13 protein-coding genes are annotated in these 16062 nt (G+C 69.0%); 8 read left to right on the top strand and 5 right to left on the bottom strand.

Translation table 11 applies throughout. The annotated features are described in order from the left end of the window. The first annotated feature begins 19 nt into the window (after nucleotides 1-19). From WS51_RS04700 to WS51_RS04680, 5 genes are read left to right on the top strand one after another with little or no spacing between them, the layout of a single operon-like run. Nucleotides 20-718, top strand: a complete 699-nt coding sequence (locus tag WS51_RS04700; protein ID WP_059944316.1) for a TetR/AcrR family transcriptional regulator — start codon at nucleotides 20-22, stop codon at nucleotides 716-718. Further along, entirely contained in the window at nucleotides 715-1680 is a 966-nt protein-coding gene (locus WS51_RS04695; protein WP_069228678.1) for an HlyD family secretion protein, read from the top strand. Before WS51_RS04700 ends, WS51_RS04695 begins: the two co-directional genes overlap by 4 nt. Further along, nucleotides 1677-2648, top strand: coding sequence for an ABC transporter ATP-binding protein (locus WS51_RS04690; RefSeq protein WP_059793619.1), 972 nt, complete (start codon nucleotides 1677-1679; stop codon nucleotides 2646-2648). The genes WS51_RS04695 and WS51_RS04690 overlap by 4 nt, the downstream gene beginning before the upstream one ends. After that, nucleotides 2645-3799 (top strand): ABC transporter permease, encoded by a 1155-nt coding sequence (locus WS51_RS04685; RefSeq protein ID WP_059541069.1) that lies wholly within the window; start codon nucleotides 2645-2647, stop codon nucleotides 3797-3799. The genes WS51_RS04690 and WS51_RS04685 overlap by 4 nt, the downstream gene beginning before the upstream one ends. Nucleotides 3800-3809: 10 nt before the next feature. Then, complete coding sequence (locus WS51_RS04680; protein ID WP_069228677.1) at nucleotides 3810-5300, top strand: efflux transporter outer membrane subunit; 1491 nt, start codon at nucleotides 3810-3812, stop codon at nucleotides 5298-5300. A gap of 164 nt (nucleotides 5301-5464) precedes the next feature. Here the strand turns inward: WS51_RS04680 and WS51_RS04675 are convergent, their stop codons facing one another. Next, nucleotides 5465-6685 (bottom strand): porin, encoded by a 1221-nt coding sequence (locus WS51_RS04675; protein WP_059793625.1) that lies wholly within the window; start codon nucleotides 6683-6685, stop codon nucleotides 5465-5467. Nucleotides 6686-7182: 497 nt separating this feature from the next. Beyond that, nucleotides 7183-8250: a phytoene/squalene synthase family protein gene (locus WS51_RS04670; RefSeq protein ID WP_069228676.1), complete on the bottom strand. Its 1068-nt coding sequence runs from the start codon at nucleotides 8248-8250 to the stop codon at nucleotides 7183-7185. 371 nt (nucleotides 8251-8621) lie between these two features. Here WS51_RS04670 and WS51_RS04665 point away from each other — a divergent pair, with 371 nt between their 5' ends. Then, entirely contained in the window at nucleotides 8622-9767 is a 1146-nt protein-coding gene (locus WS51_RS04665) for a glycerophosphodiester phosphodiesterase (RefSeq protein WP_059507338.1), read from the top strand. Between the two features lie 92 nt (nucleotides 9768-9859). Here WS51_RS04665 and WS51_RS04660 read toward each other — a convergent pair whose 3' ends face one another. Both WS51_RS04660 and WS51_RS04655 read right to left on the bottom strand, forming a co-directional pair. Further along, nucleotides 9860-11485, bottom strand: a complete 1626-nt coding sequence (locus tag WS51_RS04660; RefSeq protein ID WP_059773557.1) for a rhodanese-related sulfurtransferase — start codon at nucleotides 11483-11485, stop codon at nucleotides 9860-9862. A gap of 109 nt (nucleotides 11486-11594) precedes the next feature. Further along, nucleotides 11595-12161, bottom strand: a complete 567-nt coding sequence (locus tag WS51_RS04655) for a cysteine dioxygenase family protein (RefSeq protein ID WP_069228675.1) — start codon at nucleotides 12159-12161, stop codon at nucleotides 11595-11597. A gap of 74 nt (nucleotides 12162-12235) precedes the next feature. On the opposite strand from WS51_RS04655, the gene WS51_RS04650 reads away from it, so the two are divergent. Continuing rightward, complete coding sequence (locus tag WS51_RS04650) at nucleotides 12236-13159, top strand: LysR family transcriptional regulator (RefSeq protein ID WP_059541058.1); 924 nt, start codon at nucleotides 12236-12238, stop codon at nucleotides 13157-13159. Between the two features lie 64 nt (nucleotides 13160-13223). On the opposite strand, the gene WS51_RS04645 is transcribed toward WS51_RS04650, so the two are convergent. After that, the gene (locus WS51_RS04645; RefSeq protein WP_069228674.1) at nucleotides 13224-14552 is read right to left on the bottom strand and encodes an acyl-CoA dehydrogenase family protein; all 1329 of its coding nucleotides are present in this window, start codon (nucleotides 14550-14552) and stop codon (nucleotides 13224-13226) included. Between the two features lie 414 nt (nucleotides 14553-14966). On the opposite strand from WS51_RS04645, the gene WS51_RS04640 reads away from it, so the two are divergent. Then, complete coding sequence (locus WS51_RS04640; RefSeq protein ID WP_059450189.1) at nucleotides 14967-16052, top strand: LLM class flavin-dependent oxidoreductase; 1086 nt, start codon at nucleotides 14967-14969, stop codon at nucleotides 16050-16052. Nucleotides 16053-16062: the final 10 nt, after the last annotated feature.

Here is a 16062-nt window from a genome sequence, read left to right as displayed (position 1 = left end):
GTCAATTAACGTCGTCTGCATGAACGCGAAATCCACCGTCGCCAAACCGCGCGGGCGCCGCCCGTCGGTGGACGACTTCGATTTGCGCGACCACATGCTGGATGTCGCGATGCAGCTGTTCGCCGAGCGCGGCATCGCGGCGACGACCGTCGCGCAGATTGCCGAAGCCGCCGGCGTCACGTCGGCGATGGTGCATTACCACTTCACGAATCGCGAGCAGTTGCTCGATGCGATCGTCGAGGAGCGGCTCGCGCAGGTCATCGCGTTTGTGTGGCGGCCGACTGCCCCGCAGATCGAAAACGATCCGTTCGCGCTCGTCACCGAACTCGTCGACCGCTTCTTCGACGTCACGCATCGCATGCCGTGGCTGCCGTCGATCTGGCTGCGCGAGATCATCCATGAAGGCGGCCTGCTGCGCGAGCGGATGATCCGCCGCATTCCGCTCGAGCACGTCGGGCGCTTTGCCGAGCGCATCCGCGCCGCACAGCAGGCCGGCACGCTGAACCCCGCGCTCGAGCCCGCATTCCTCTTCCATTCGATCATCGCGCTCGTGATGCTGCCGCTCGCCACCGCGAAGCTGTGGCAGAGCGCGCGCGGCCTGCCGCCGATCGATCGCGACGTGCTGCATCGCCATGTGCGCGCGCTGCTCGGCTCCGGCCTGCAGCCGCCCGCCGCCACGCCCGATGGCGATGCACATTCGCGCCGGAGGCCGTCGTGAACGTGCGCCGCGCGCTGCTCTTCGCCCTCGCCGCCGCCGTCGCGCTGCTCGCCGGTTGCGGAAAGCCGGCGAACGACGTCGAAACCTACCAGGGCTATGTCGAAGGCGAATTCGTGTACCTGTCGTCGTCGCAAGCGGGCACGCTGACGCAGTTGTCGGTCGAACGCGGCCAGACCGTCGCGGCCGGCATGCCGGTGTTCTCGCTCGAAGCCGTCAACGAAACCGCTGCATTGCGGCAGGCCGAGCATCAGCTCGCGGCCGCACGCGCACAACTTGCCGACCTGCAGACCGGCAAGCGTCCGCCGGAAGTCGCGGTCACGCGCGCGCAGCTCGCGCAGGCCACCGCCCAGGCCGCACGGGCCGCCGCGCAACGCGCGCGCGACGAACGCCAGTACGCGGCAGGCGGCCTGTCGAAGCAGCAGCTCGACGATTCGCGCACGGCCGCGCAGACCACCGCCGCGCAGGTGCGCGAGTTGCAGAACCAGGTCGACGTCGCGCGCCTGCCCGGACGCACGCAGCAGGTAGCCGCGCAGGCCGCGCAAGTCGATGCTGCGCAGGCGGCCGTCGCCGAAGCGCAATGGAAGCTCGACCAGAAGCGGGTTGCCGCACCCGCCGCCGGGCGCGCGTACGACACGCTGTACCGCGTCGGCGAATGGGTGCAGGCCGGCAATCCGGTCGTGCAGATGCTGCCGCCGCAGAACCTGAAGGTGCGGTTCTTCGTGCCGGAGTCCGACGTTGCCTCGATCGCCACGGGACACACCGTCGCGATCCGCTGCGACGGCTGCCCGGCCGACGTGCCCGCGCGCGTCACCTACGTTTCGCGCGAGGCCGAATACACGCCGCCCGTGATCTACAGCAACGAGAGCCGCACCAAGCTCGTGTTCATGGTCGAAGCGCGCCCCGCCGTCGCCGACGCGCCGAAGCTGCACCCGGGCCAGCCGGTCGCCGTGAGGATGCGATGAACGCGCCACCCGCTCCTTATGCGATCGACGTCGACCGCCTGAACAAGCGCTTCGGCGACAAGCACGTCGTGAAGGACGTATCGCTGCGCGTCGCGCGCGGCGAGATCTTCGGTTTCCTCGGGCCGAACGGCAGCGGCAAGACGACGTCGATCCGCATGATGTGCGGGCTGCTGACGCCCGATTCGGGCAGCGGCACCTGCCTCGGCTACGACATCGTGCGCGACAGCGCGCAGATCAAGCGGCGGGTTGGCTACATGACGCAGCGTTTCTCGTACTGGGAAGACCTGTCGATCCGCGAGAACCTCGATTTCGTCGCGCGCGTGTACGGGATGCCCGACCGCCGGGCGGCCGTGTCGCGCGCGCTCGACGGGCTCGGCCTCGCGAGCCGCGCGGACCAGCTCACGGGCGCGCTGTCCGGCGGCTGGAAGCAGCGTCTCGCACTCGCCGCGTGCATGCTGCACGAGCCGGACCTGCTGCTGCTCGACGAACCGACCGCCGGCGTCGATCCGGCTGCGCGCCGCGATTTCTGGGAAGAACTGCACCGGCTGGCCGCGCAAGGCATCTCGGTACTCGTCAGCACGCACTACATGGACGAAGCCGAACGCTGCCACAAGCTCGCGTACATCGCGTCCGGCGAGTTGCTCGCGCAGGGCACGTCCGGTGAAATCGTCGCGTCGCAGCAGTTGTCGACGCGCTCGGTCACCGGCGGGCACCTGGCCGAATTGTCCGCGCGGCTGCGCACGATGCCGGGCGTCGACCAGACGGTCGTGTTCGGTTCGACGCTGCACGTGAGCGGCCGCGATCGCGCGCTGCTCGATGCGACGCTCGCGCAGGTCGCGTCGGAGGCGAACGCGCAGGCAAACGGCCACGCACCGCTGCAGGTCGCGCCGATCGACACCGGGCTCGAGGACGTGTTCATCTACATGATGGGCCGCGCGTCCGCGCCGCCCGGCGGAGCGGCGACATGAATGCGTGGGCGCGCCTGCGCGAATCGTTCTCGGTCGCGCGCTGGTGGAGCATCGTGCTGAAGGAGTTCCTGCAACTGCGCCGCGACCGCGTGACGTTCGCAATGATCGTCGGCGTGCCGATCATCCAGCTCGCGCTGTTCGGCTTCGCGATCAACACCGACCCGAAGCATCTGCCGACCGCCGTGATCGTCGCCGACTCGAGCCCGTTCGCGCGCAGCTTCGTCGCCGCGATGCGCAATTCCGCGTACTTCGACATCGTCGCGACGCTGCCCGACGAAACGGCCGGACGGCACGCGCTCGCGCGGGGCGACGTGCAGTTCGTGCTGAGCGTGCCGGCCGATTTCTCGAAGCGGCTGCTGCGCGGCGAGCGCCCGTCGCTGCTGGTCGAGGCGGATGCGACCGATCCGGTCGCGACCGCGTCGGCGATCGGCGCGCTGCCCGGGCTCGTGCAACCCGTCGCCGACAAGGACCTGACCGGACCGCTCGCGCACCTGAACGGCCGCCCGGCCGCGTTCGACGTCGTGCTGCACCGCCTGTACAACCCCGAAGGCATCACGCAGTACAACGTCGTGCCGGGCCTGATGGGCGTGATCCTGACGATGACGATGGTGATGATGACGGGCCTCGCAATCACGCGCGAACGCGAGCGCGGCACGATGGAGAACCTGCTGGCGACGCCCGTGCGGCCGCTGGAGGTGATGACCGGCAAGATCGTCCCGTACGTGTTCATCGGGCTGATCCAGGTGTCGATCATCCTCGCCGCCGCGCGTTACGTGTTCGACGTGCCGTTCGTCGGCGGCGTGTTCGCGATCTATCTGTCGGCGCTGTTGTTCATCGCCGCGAACCTCACGGTCGGCATCACGCTGTCGTCGCTCGCGCAGAACCAGTTGCAGGCGATGCAGCTCGCGGTGTTCTACTTCCTGCCGAACATCCTGCTGTCGGGCTTCATGTTCCCGTTCGCCGGGATGCCGAAGTGGGCGCAGTTCGTCGGCAACCTGCTGCCGCTCACCTACTTCAACCGACTCGTGCGCGGCATCCTGCTCAAAGGCAACGACTGGGCCGACCTGTGGCCGTCCGTGTGGCCGGTCGCGGTCTTCACGCTCGTCGTGATGGGCATCGCACTGCGCTTCTACCGGCGCACGCTGGATTAGGGGCCGCGCGATGAAACCGGCTTCGCGTCGAGTCTTCCGCACCGTGCGCCGCAGCGCATTGGCAGGCGTTGCGCTGCTCGTCGCCGGATGCGCGGCCGGGCCGGATTTCCGCACGCCCGACGCGCCGTCGACGCAGCGTTACACCCGCGACGAAGCGCCATTGGCGACGGCCGCGGCCGACGGCCCGGCCCGCAACGCGCAGACGTTTACCCCGGCCGCGCACACGCTGCAACGCTGGTGGACCCGCTTCGATTCGGCGCCGCTGAACCGGCTCGTCGATACCGCGTGGCAAAACAGCCCGACGCTCGCCGAGGCCCGCGCACGGCTCGACGAAGCGCGGCAGAACCATGCGGCGCAAGCCGGTGCGACGATGCTGCCGCGTGTCGACGCGAACCTGTCCGCCACGCGCGAGAAAGTCGACATCGCCGCGTTCGGGCTGCCCGCCAACGTGCCGAATCCGGGGCCGTTCACGCTGTACGACGCGTCGGTGAGCGTGTCGTACGTGCTCGACGTGTTCGGCGGCAACCGGCGCGCGCTGGAAGCGCTGCGCGCCCAGGTCGACTATCAGGCGTACACGCTCGACGCCGCCCGCCTGACGCTTGCGGGCAACGTCGTCGCGACCGCGATCCTGCGCGCGTCACTCGCGCAGCAGATTGCGCTCACGCGTCAGCTCGTCGACGCGCAGGCGCAGCAGTTGCACATCGTCGAAGCGCGTTTCGCGGCCGGCGGCGTATCGCAGGCCGACGTGCATGCGCAGCGCACGCTGCTCGCGCAGACGCAGGCGTCGCTGCCGCCGCTTGCCACTCGCCATGCGCAGGCCGGCCACCAGCTCGCGATCCTGCTGGGCGCGCCGCCTTCCGACGCCGCGCTGCCCGATCTCGCGCTCGATTCTCTCGCGCTGCCGCACACGCTGCCGGTCGCGCTGCCGTCCACGCTCGCGCGCGAACGGCCCGACATCCGCGCGGCGGAGGCCGTGCTGCACCAGGCGAGCGCGAACGTCGGCGTGGCGAGCGCGAACCTGTATCCGCGTTTTTCGATTTCAGCGGGGATCGGTTCGGAACGCACGCGCATCGCGGATATCGTGCGCGGGCTCAATGTCTGGAATATCGGTCTCGGCCTGACGCAGCCGATCTTTCACGGCGGCGAACTGCGCGCGAAGAAGCGCGCGGCCGAAGCCGCATACGACGCAGCGTTCGCAAGTTATCGGGAAACCGTGCTGCTGGCGCTCCAGCAGGTCGCCGATGCGATGCGCGCGGTCGAACACGACGCGGCGGAACTGGACGCACGAGACACGGCCGCGCGGGAAGCCGCGGCAGAAAACGCGATTGCCGGCGAACGTTACGCGGCAGGCGGGATCAGCACGTTCGCGCTGCTCGACGCGCAACGGCAGGCACTGCAGGCCGCGCTCGATCGCACGCGCGCGCAGGCCGACCGCCTTGCCGATACGGCAGCGCTTTTTCAGTCGCTGGCGGGGAACTGGTCGAATGATTCGGCCCGGTGACGGCCGGGGCTGCCGGCGCTGCCGGGGCATACATCGTCGAACGCTGCTCGGCCGACGACGGCGCGCGTGCCATGTGCGCGGCGCGCATCCACGAAAAAAAACCGGCCCGAAGGCCGGTTTTTTCATACCGCATGCCGTGAGCGGCGCTCGCGCGCCGCGCGACATCAGAAGCGGTGGATCAGGCCGACGCCTGCGGCGATCTGGTTCTGCTTCGAACCTGCGCCCACGCCGTCGCCGATCGACGTCGTTGCATTCACGATGCCGCCGGTCAGGCCGCTGATCGTGTTGCCGGTGGCGTGCTGGTACGCTTCAACCGCGTACAGGCCCGTGCGCTTCGACAGGCTGTAGTACTGCGACAGCGTGACCTGATGGTACTTGGCCGAGCTCGAGATGCCGTTCGATTCGGTCGCACGCGTGTACGAGTAGCCTGCGGCGAAGTCCCACTGCGGCGCTGCCTTCCAGTGCAGCACGGCGCCCGCCGTGTTGAAGATTGCCGTATTGTGGAATGCCGACAGCGTGCCCGGGATGTACTGGACATTCGAGTACGACACCGAGATGTCCCACGCCGGCGTGAACTGGTAACCGGCCGTCACGGCGACGCGTTGCTGCGACTGTGCCGTCTTGTAGCCGCCGTTGATCGACGACACGGCCTGCTCCGCACCGTTGCCGTTCGAATCCAGACCGTTTTGCGCGGTCGAGTTCGCGCCCCACACGCCGCCGCCAAGCGTCGCGTTGTTGATGCGCTGATAGCCGACCGCGATACCTGCCGGGCCGTTCAGGTACTGGATCGCCGCGCTCCACGTCGAGCCGCGGTTGAAGCTGCCTGCGACGCCGCCGAGCGAGTACGAACCGCCGACCGTGAAGCCGTAGAACTTCGGCGACATGTAGACGAGCGAATTGTTCGCGCGGTAGCTGGTGTCGAGCGAATCGATATCACCCGGGTGCGCGCCGTAGTAACCGGTCAGCCAGGTCGTCGGGCTGTACGGCGACAGCAGCGTGTAGTACGCAGTGTACTGGCGGCCTGCCGTCAGCGTACCGTACGTCGAGTTGGTCAGACCGACCCACGCCTGACGCGTAAAGATGCCGTTCGCCCATTGCGACGAGCCGTTGTTCGCGTTGAAGCCGGCTTCCAACTGGAAAATCGCCTTCGTGCCGCCGCCGAGGTCTTCGCTGCCCTTCAGGCCGAAGCGGCTGCCTGCCCAGATGCCGGTGGCCATCTGCACCTTCGAGTGACCGCCCGAGGTCGCGCCGGTTGCCGACGAGTTGTTCTGCCAGGCGATAGCGTTATCGACGATCCCGTACAGGGTTACGCTGCTCTGGGCGTGGGCGGCGGTAGCGGCTGCGAGACCCGCTGCCGTCATGGCGAAAGCGACGCGCTTTTTCATTGATTCTCCGTCCTCAAAGAATGATTTCTTTTCTGGTGTGGTTTTATGACTGACACATGTGCGAGTACATGCCGGAGCGATTCTGACGGATTACCAATCGTTTCCCAACATGTGCAGTCGGTCATCGTATGATCGACGCAACGCGGGGGTTCACCAAACGGTTACATAACACCTGAAAACGCTTGCACGGCGGGCCTCTCCGGCATTTCCCGGTGAAAACCCTAGCTTTACATTTTTACTGGTGCATCGCGACCGTTCAATGTCGTCAGACGCCTTCGGCGACAACCTTCTTACAAATACGCGAGCGCGACACGTACCGCGCTTCACGTCGCCGCGCAGGATCGCTGACGTTCATGACACCCACGTTTCGGGAAACGAAATCATGAAAACGTTTCAGTGCGTGTGGCGAGAATCAGACGGGAAGACGGGAGCGGCCCGGCGAACGCGGGCCGACGAGCGATGCCCGCGCATGGCGCGCCGGCATCGTTCAGCGCGATTCAGCGCGCGGACGGCTGCGGCTCGATCCGCGCGTTCACCGCGTCGACGAGCGCGTTCATGCGCGCACGAATCGCCGCGTTCGAGCCGACGAGCGCGAGCGACGACGCGATGATCCGATAGATCCGCTTGCGCGGCACCTTCGCCGGCCTCGCCGGATCGAGCCACGCATCATGGCCGGCCAGCAGTTCGAGCGTTTCGAGGCCGATCATGATCGGCCACAGGCACGCCAACCGCAGGCGCACGAAGCGGCGCGGAATCGCCAGCGTGTACCGGCATGCGTCGCGATACTGATCGAGCGTCACGCGCAGCAGGTCGACCAGCACGCCGCGCGCACGCATCGATGCGTCGGGCGACATCAGATCGGCAACGCCCACGCCGTGTGCGGCCAGCACGTCGTCGGGCAGGTAGCAGCGGCCGATCCGCAAGTCCTTCGCGCAGTCGCGCAGGATGTTGGTCATCTGCAGCGCCTTGCCGAAACGAATGCCCTTCTCGCGCATGTCGGCCAGGTCCCAGCCGCGCGCGGCGCGCGTGTGCGCGCCGGTCATGTCGGTCCAGAATTCGCCGACGCAGCCGGCGACCAGATACGTGTAGCGATCGAGCACGTCGCGGGCCGGCAGCGATGCGACCTCGCCCGACTGCTCGTCGGGGAACGTGCGCAGATCGAATTCCATCCCCGACGTCAGCGTCGCGACGACCTTGCGGATCGACGCGCGATCGGCCTCCGGCTGCGTGCGCAGCAGCGCGAGCATCGGCTGCATCGAGCCGAGCAGCACGTGCTCGTGCGAATCCGTCTGCATCCGCGTCACATCCTCCAGCGCACGCGACAGGGCCGCGCCGTCGCCGAGCCGCTCGACGTCGTCGCGCAGGTCGGTCAGCAGCGCCGCGCGGCGATCGGGCGCGACGAGCGCCGTATCGGCGATCGTGTCGGCCGCGCGCGCGAGCAGATAGGCCAGGCCGACCGGCGCGCGCATGCCGTCGGGCAGCACGCGCAACGTCAGGTAGAAGGAGCGGGAAACGTTCTTCAGCAAGTCGCCGAGCAGGTAGGCGGGATCGGTATGAGTCGTCATGGGTCGGTAAAAATCGGCCGGCGCGGGGCCCGGACGCACACGGGCGCCGGGCGCCCGCGCCGGCCCGCGAGTCGCCGCATCGTCGCGCGCGGACGGGCGGCGGCCCGACGCGGCGATGCAAAAGTCCCGCAAGTTTAGTGCATCCGGCGCGCCGGCTCCCGGCGACGGCCGGATCGCGCCCCGCACACGTTCTCGCTTTCCGGCCGTCCCGTGCGCCTTGCGCGGCAACAAAAAAGAAAGGCGAGAGTAATACATATGTAATTATCCGATGCGACGATCGCGTCCCGTTCGATTCCGCGCGGCTCGCCGACGCAGGCCGCATCGCCGGAACGACCGCCCTTTCACCGACTTCCGTTTCGAAGGTTTCCGACATGCTCTTCACGCGCCCGACCGCCCTGCGCTGCATCCCGTTCGCCTGTGCCGCCGCCCTCCTGCTCGCCGCCTGTGGCGGCGACGACGTGTCGGCATCCGATCCGACGCAGCCGATTTCCGCGAAGGTCCAGGTGGTCGGCCATCGCGGCGCGAGCGCGCTGCGCCCCGAGCACACGCTCGCGTCGTACCGCAAGGCGATCGAGGACGGCGCGGACGTGATCGAGCCCGACCTCGTCTCGACCCGCGACGGCGTGCTCGTCGCGCGCCACGAGAATGAAATCTCCGGCACGACGAACGTGTCGACGCTGCCGCAATTCGCGAGCCGCAAGGCGACCAAGACGATCGACGGCGCGCAGCTGACCGGCTGGTTCACCGAGGACTTCACGCTCGCCGAGTTGAAAACGCTGCGTGCGCGCGAGCGCATTCCGCAAGTGCGCCCGGCGAACACCGCATACGACGATCAGTTCGAGATCCCGACCTTCGACGAGATCGTCGCGCTCGCGAAACAGATGTCCGCGCAGACCGGCCGCACGATCCACCTGTATCCGGAAACGAAGCACCCGACCTACTTCCAGTCGATCGGCCTGCCGCTCGAGGACCGGCTCGTCGATGCTCTGCTGAAGGATCCGTACACGGCGCGCACGGCGACCGTCTACATCCAGTCGTTCGAGGTCGCGAACCTGAAGGCGATCCGCAACCGGATCAAGTCGAGCCAGCCGAACTGGAAGCTCGTGCAGTTGATGGACGAAGCCGGCCAGCGCCCGTACGACTTCGTGAAGGCGAACGACAAGCGCACCTACGGCGACCTGTCGACGCGCGACGGAATGCGCGAGATCGCGACCTATGCGAACGGTGTCGGCCCGTACAAGACGTCGATCATCGCCGTGGCGGCGGACGGCACGCTGCAGCAGCCGACGCCGTACGTGCGCTACGCGCACGAGGCCGGCCTCGTCGTGCATCCGTACACGTTCCGTCCGGAGAACAACTTCCTGCCCGCATCGCTGAAGGACGGCGGCACGCCGGCCACGCGCAACACCGCGGGCTCGGTGCGCGAGATCCACGCATACCTGCGCGCGGGCATCGACGGCTTCTTCACCGACGATCCGGCCGTCGGCCGCGCAGCCGTCGATACGTTCAAGCGCTGAGCGGGCCGGGCGCGATGCGTGCGATGCGCCGCTGAACGCGCGGCAACCGGGCGCGATGCATGTCGTGCCGCACACCGGTTGCCGCGTCGCGGTCAGATCACGCGGAAGTGGTGCGTGCCGTCGCGCTTCAACTGGTCGACCAATCCGTATTCCCAATCGAGATACGCCTGCATCGCAGCGGCCGCGTTGTCGGTGCCTTCATACGGGCGCCGGTAGCGGTCGATGCGCGGCGACGCCAGATGCGTGTCGCCGTGCTCGAGCGGCAGCCCCGCGTCGATCCACGCGGCCGTGCCGCCGGTCAGCACCGAGATCGCCGCGCCGGCCGGCAGCAGCGCGCGCGCGTCATCCGCCGCGAAGCGCGCGAGCAGGCTCGATCCGCACGTGAACACATAGCGCGTCGCGGGCGCGATCGCGGCGAGCGCGTCGCGCAACTGCGCGCGCACGACGAACCAGGCGCCGGGAATATGCCGCTTCACGTAGTTCGCGCTGGTCGTCACGTCGACGATCGCGATCTCGCCCTCGGCCGCCTCCTTCAGCCAGCCCGCGAGCGTCGCGGGCGACACCTCGTCCACCTGCGGCGGCGCCGGCACGTCGCGGGGCGGTTGACCGCGCTCGGTGAAGGCCGCCGTGCCGGCCGGCTCGATCACGCGCACGTCCCAGCCCATCTGCGCGAGCCACGACGCGGTCATGTCCGCGCGCACGCCGTCGTCGTCGGCGAGCACGATGCGCGCGCCGCGCACGGGCGCGTGATGGTCGGTCTCCTGCACGAGCTGGCCACCGGGCGTGCCCAGGAAGCCCGGCAGATGGCCGGCCTCGTATTCTTCCGGCGTGCGCACGTCGAAGCGGTACAGCGTGCGGCCCGGCTCGTCGAGCGCCGCGACGTCCGCGAGCGCGATGCGCGGCACACCGGCGCGCTCGGCCACCGCGCGCGCGGCGCGGCGGGCTTCCTCGCGCTGCGCGGGTTCGATGTCGTCCGGGAAGCGTCGCGCGGCGCCGTGTTCGAGCGCCTGGCCGGCGAGCGTCCAGCCGATCGTGCCGTTGCGCAGGGCCGCGACCGGGTTCGGCAGCCCCGCATTCACGAGCGACTGCGTGCCGATGATGCTGCGCGTGCGGCCCGCGCAGTTCACGACGACCCGGGTTGCCGGGTTCGGTGCGAGCGCGCGCACGCGCAGCACGAGTTCCGCGCCCGGCACGCTGGTCGACGTCGGTATGTTCATGGTCTGGTACTCGTCGAAGCGGCGCGCGTCGACGATCACGACGTCGGCCTTCTCGTCGATCAGCGCCTGCACTTCCTGCGCGGACAGCGACGGCGTATGACGCTCGGCCTCGACCCATTCGCCGAACGACTTGCTCGGCACGTTCACGTCGATGAACAGCTCGCCGCCCGCGGCGAGCCAGCCCGCGAGACCGCCGTCGAGCAGCCGCACGTCGGTGTAGCCGAGCTGCGCGAATTTCGCGGCCGCGCGCGGCGCGAGATCCTCGCCGCCCGCTTCGCCGTACACGACGATCGGCGTGTCGCGGCGCGGAATGCGCGTCCACGCGTCGAGTTCGAGCTTCGACAACGGGAAATTGGCGGCCCATAGCGGATGGCCCTGCGCGTAGGGATCTTCCTCGCGCACGTCGATCAGCGCGAGCTCGTCGCGGGCCAGCAGGCGTGCGCGTACGTCCTGATACGACGCGACGGGGAAACGGGAAGTGGAATCAACGGATTGCGTCACGATGTCGGTAGTGGATTCTGTTGCAGTCGGTGAAGAAAACGAACGAAAAACGGATGAATCTCGCGCCTGCGGGCGCACGCCCGGAACGGGCCGCCCGCGACTTGCAGCGTCACGCGTTCGAATAGCCGGACACGAACGGCTTCACGGTGCCGTCGTCGAGGAACACCGCTCGCTCGACCGTGCCGATGTTCGCGCCGTACACATGGATGCTGATCGATACCCGATCGGCGAACGCGTTGGTCACGCGATGGACGTCGCCGATGCGCGGCGACACGGCCTCGACGTCACCCGGCTGAAGCCGCACCGCATCGCCCGACGGCACCGGCCGGCCCGCCGCGTCGAACCGGTACGGCTGCGAGAACTCGCCGCCGCGCAGCATCCCGATCAGCCCCCACACCGTGTGGTTGTGGATCGGCGTCGTCTGGCCGGGCCCCCACACGAAGCTGACGACGGAGAACCGCTCGTCGGGATCGAGATACAGCAGGTACTGGCGGTAGCGCGCCGGATCGGGCTGCGCGAACGCGTCGGGCAGCCAGTCGTCGTGCGCGACCAGCTCGGCCAGCAGCGCGCCGCCCTCGTCCAGGATGCGCGCCTCGTCCGCGCCGGATGCGAGCAGCGCGCCCAGCCTGTCGACGAACGGACGCAGCGGTGTCTGATGCAACGAAAGCGTACTCACCGGCTGTCTCCTCGAATATGATGCCGAATATGATGAATCGTCATGATGCACCCGAAATACCATGCAGAACAAACATGAAAATTAGCGATATCGACGCTTTTGCGGCGGTCGTCCGCTGCCAGACGCTGAGCCAGGCCGCGGCCGAGCTCGGGATGACGCAGCCGGCGATCACGCGGCGCGTGCAGAATCTCGAGGAAGCGCTCGGCGTGACGCTGCTCGACCGCAACACGAAGCCGCCGCGGCCGACCGACATCGGCCTGCGGGTGTTCGAGCAATGCCGCGCGATCCTGCGCGAGGTCGACGTGCTGCGCGAACTCACGGCCGGCCAGCGGCCGCCCGCGGGCGAATTCCGCGTCGGCCTCACGCAAGGGCTCGGCGAACTGATGCTTCCCGGGCTGATCGCGCGGATCGGTGCGCAATGGCCGGCGCTCGCCACGCAGGTCACGACGGCCTGGGGCGGCATGCTCGTCGAGCGCATCGCGCGCCGCGAACTCGACGCGGCGCTGGTGTTTCTGGCGAGCGAGATGCGCTTGCCGCCGCAGGTCGACGGCGAGCGGCTGCTGGCCACGCGGCTCGTCGCGGTCGGCCGCAAGGGCGACTGGCCGCGCCGCAGCTACCGGCTCGCCGACTGTCACGCGCGCGGCTGGGTGCTCAATCCCGACGGCTGCGGCTTTCGCGCGGGCCTGCGCCGCGCGCTCGACGCGCAACGGCTGCCGATGCCGGTCGCGCTCGATACCTATGGCCGCGACCTGCAATTGCAGAGCGTCGCGAACGGGTTCGGCATCGGGCTGATGCCGCTGCCGCTCGTCGAAGGCAGCCCGCTGCGCGACGCGGTGGACATCGTGCCGCTCGCCGATTTCAAGCCTCGGATCGATCTGTGGCTGCTGCGCCGGCAGGACGCCGCGCGCTTCGCGGCGCCGCTCGCCGCCGTGGCCGCGCATGCGCGCGCGGCGTTCTCGCTGCCCGACGATGCGACGGAACACGACGAAGCCGCTTGACCGCGCGCGGCGACGACGCCCGCACGGCGTCGTCCCGCTTGCATCGACTGCCACACGGCCGCGCTCACGCATCGTCTTCGTTTCGGCCGGATGCCGGTGAGTTGCGGGAGATTCCATCGCCCTGCGCATTGGTCGTCGCGCTGCGTGCCGCCGCGTCGAGCGCCGCACGCCCGGCGGCAACCGCGATCGCGTCGTCCTGCGGCGTATGTACGCGACTGCACAGCACGTCGCGATAGTGACGTTCGAGCGGGTTGTGGCGGCTCAGCCCGTGATTGCCCGACAGCTTCAATGCGTGTTCGACCGTGCGGATCGCCTGTTCCGTCACGGTCCGCTTGACGAGGCCGCTCGTCGTCACCGTCGGCGCGTGACCCGCATCGGTGCGCGCGATGTGCTCGTCGAGCAGCACTCGATTCGTATGCAACCACCCTTCGATCTCGCCGACGGCCTCCTGGATGCGCGGCAGCGTCGCGAGCGATGCACCGAGCCCGCTCGGCACGCGCGTCGTCGCGAACTCGAGCAGCCAGTCGCGCGACGCGCGCGCCACCGCATCGTAGAGACTGCCGAGCAACGCGACCATCCACGCCTGCTGGTCGGCTTGCGCGTCGACATCCGCATGGCTCGCGGCCGATACGGCCCACGCATCCGGGGCGCGCACGTCTACCGCATGATCGGCGGGCAGCCGCACGTCGTCGAACACGACCTCGTGGCTGCCCGATGCGCGCAGGCCCAGGTGATTCCAGCTTTCGATCACGCGGATGCCCGCGTCGTCATCCGCACCGCGCTCGCGCGGCACGAGGAATACACCGACACGCGGTTCGGGTTCGTCGGTGCGCGCCCACACGGCGAGCCAGCGCAGCGCCGGAATGCCGGTGCTGTACAGCTTGTGGCCGGACAGCCGCCAGCCGTCGCCGTCGCGACGCGCGATCGTTTCGGGCAGACCGCCGCGCGACGGCGAGCCGAGCGCCGGTTCGACGCGCAACGCATTGATCAGCGCGCCCTCGGCGACCGCACTGTCGAACACCGCACGCCGCACGCGCGCGGGCCAGCGGTTGTCCGCGCGGCCGAGCGCGCGATGCTGCAGATACGTCATCGTCAGCACCAGCGCGGTCGCGGGATCGGCGCGCGCAACGGCGGCGACGATCCGGCTCGCCTGGGCGAGCGTCGCGCCCGCGCCGCCGTGCTCGCGCGGTACGACCTGCGCGATCAGCCCCGCGCGATGCAGCCGCGCGAAGTTCTCGTGCGGAAAGCGGCCGTCGACATCGTTGCGGGCGGCGTCGGCCGCGAGCTCGGGCGCGAGACGCTCGAGCAGCGCGGCGACGCGCGCATCGTCGGCAGGCAGGTGGCGCAGCGACTGCGGCGGTCGCGGCGAGGAAGCGGCAAGGCTGGCGGACATCGGTACGGGTTCCCTCGGTGACTGGGTAGCTGGGTAACGTAACCGCGGTAATAGCGGAGATCGATTGGCGAATGGCGCGGCAGCGCATGAAGCCGACGGCGATCGGTTGCGCGCTCGCGTGCGAGTGCGCGGCCGTTTGCACGCGACCCCGTGCGCCTCCATCGGCGTTCGACGCAAGCCGATCGGGCAGGTGCCGCGCGCGCAAGCGCCGCCCGACACCTGCCCGACGCCCCTTCCATTCCATCGCGAGCCCATAGCGTATGCGCAACGCCCGCCCGCCCAAACCATGCAAATCTGATATTCAATTCGGGATTGATTATTTCCATTCCGCATGATCCTGGCGGTAATCTGCGCTCCATTCCTGCCCCTGGCCATTGCTGGCCGTGCGGGGCCGTCCTTGCATCGGAGACCCAGATGAGCGTCGAATTCATCGGCATGATCCAGAGCCAGAAGCAGTCGGAAATCCATCCGCCCACCGGCCCCGTCGTCGATCCGGACTACGTGCGTGACTTCGCCCGCGCACATGAAACGGCCGGCTTCGACCGGATCCTCGTGCCGCACCATTCGACCGGCCCGTCCGCGACGCTGACGATCGCGTTCGCCGCCGCCGCGACCGAGCGCATCCACTTCATGCTCGCGCATCGGCCGGGCTTCACCGCGCCGACGCTCGCCGCACGGCAGATCGCGACGCTCGACCAGTTCAGCCGCGGCCGGCTCGCCGTGCACTTCATCTCGGGCGGCTCGGACAGCGAGCAGCAGCGCGACGGCGACTTCCTCGACCACGATGCACGCTACGCGCGCACCGACGAATATCTCGGCATCCTGCGCCGCATCTGGACCGAAACGCAGCCGTTCGATCACGACGGCGCGCACTACCGCTTCACGCAGGGCTTTTCCGAAGTGAAGCCGCTCCAGCAGCCGCACGTGCCGATCTACTTCGGCGGCGCGTCGGAAGCGGCGCTGCAAGTCGCCGGCAAGCACGCGGACGTCTACGCGCTGTGGGGCGAATCGCTCGACCAGGTGCGCGACCTGACGACCCGCGTGCGCGCCGAAGCCGCGAAGCACGGCCGGCAGGTGCGCTTCTCCGTGTCGTTCCGGCCGATCCTCGCGGCGACCGAGGACGAAGCATGGGCGCGCGCGCACCGCATCCTCGACGAAACCCGCCGGCTGCGCGAAGCGGCCGGCCTCGGCACCGGCGGCCCGCAGCAGAGTGAAGGCGCGCGGCGCCTGCTCGCCGCGGCCGAACGCGGCTCGCGCGTCGACAAGCGGCTGTGGACCGAGATCGCGAAGCTCACCGGCGCGCGCTCGAATTCGACCGCGCTGGTCGGCACGCCCGAACAGGTCGCCGACGCGCTGCTCGATTACTACGACCTCGGCGTGACGACCTTCCTGATTCGCGGCTTCGATCCGCTCGAAGACGCGATCGACTACGGACGCGAACTGATCCCGCGCGTGCGCAGCGCCGTCGCGGCACGCGACGCCGCGCGCCGCGCGGCCTGACGCAAAGGGA

The sequence above is a fragment of the Burkholderia territorii genome (assembly GCF_001718335.1).
Classification (GTDB): domain Bacteria; phylum Pseudomonadota; class Gammaproteobacteria; order Burkholderiales; family Burkholderiaceae; genus Burkholderia; species Burkholderia territorii.
This window is presented reverse-complemented; position numbering and strand designations above follow the sequence as displayed.

Excerpts from the sequence above, each read along its gene's own strand:
- WS51_RS04665 (WP_059507338.1), top strand. The coding sequence starts at position 8,622 with ATGCTCTTCACGCGCCCGACCGCCCTGCGCTGCATCCCGTTCGCCTGT.
- WS51_RS04680 (WP_069228677.1), top strand. The coding sequence starts at position 3,810 with ATGAAACCGGCTTCGCGTCGAGTCTTCCGCACCGTGCGCCGCAGCGCA.
- WS51_RS04690 (WP_059793619.1), top strand. The coding sequence starts at position 1,677 with ATGAACGCGCCACCCGCTCCTTATGCGATCGACGTCGACCGCCTGAAC.
- WS51_RS04640 (WP_059450189.1), top strand. The coding sequence starts at position 14,967 with ATGAGCGTCGAATTCATCGGCATGATCCAGAGCCAGAAGCAGTCGGAA.
- WS51_RS04685 (WP_059541069.1), top strand. The coding sequence starts at position 2,645 with ATGAATGCGTGGGCGCGCCTGCGCGAATCGTTCTCGGTCGCGCGCTGG.
- WS51_RS04675 (WP_059793625.1), bottom strand. The coding sequence starts at position 6,685 with ATGAAAAAGCGCGTCGCTTTCGCCATGACGGCAGCGGGTCTCGCAGCC.
- WS51_RS04650 (WP_059541058.1), top strand. The coding sequence starts at position 12,236 with ATGAAAATTAGCGATATCGACGCTTTTGCGGCGGTCGTCCGCTGCCAG.
- WS51_RS04670 (WP_069228676.1), bottom strand. The coding sequence starts at position 8,250 with ATGACGACTCATACCGATCCCGCCTACCTGCTCGGCGACTTGCTGAAG.
- WS51_RS04700 (WP_059944316.1), top strand. The coding sequence starts at position 20 with ATGAACGCGAAATCCACCGTCGCCAAACCGCGCGGGCGCCGCCCGTCG.
- WS51_RS04645 (WP_069228674.1), bottom strand. The coding sequence starts at position 14,552 with ATGTCCGCCAGCCTTGCCGCTTCCTCGCCGCGACCGCCGCAGTCGCTG.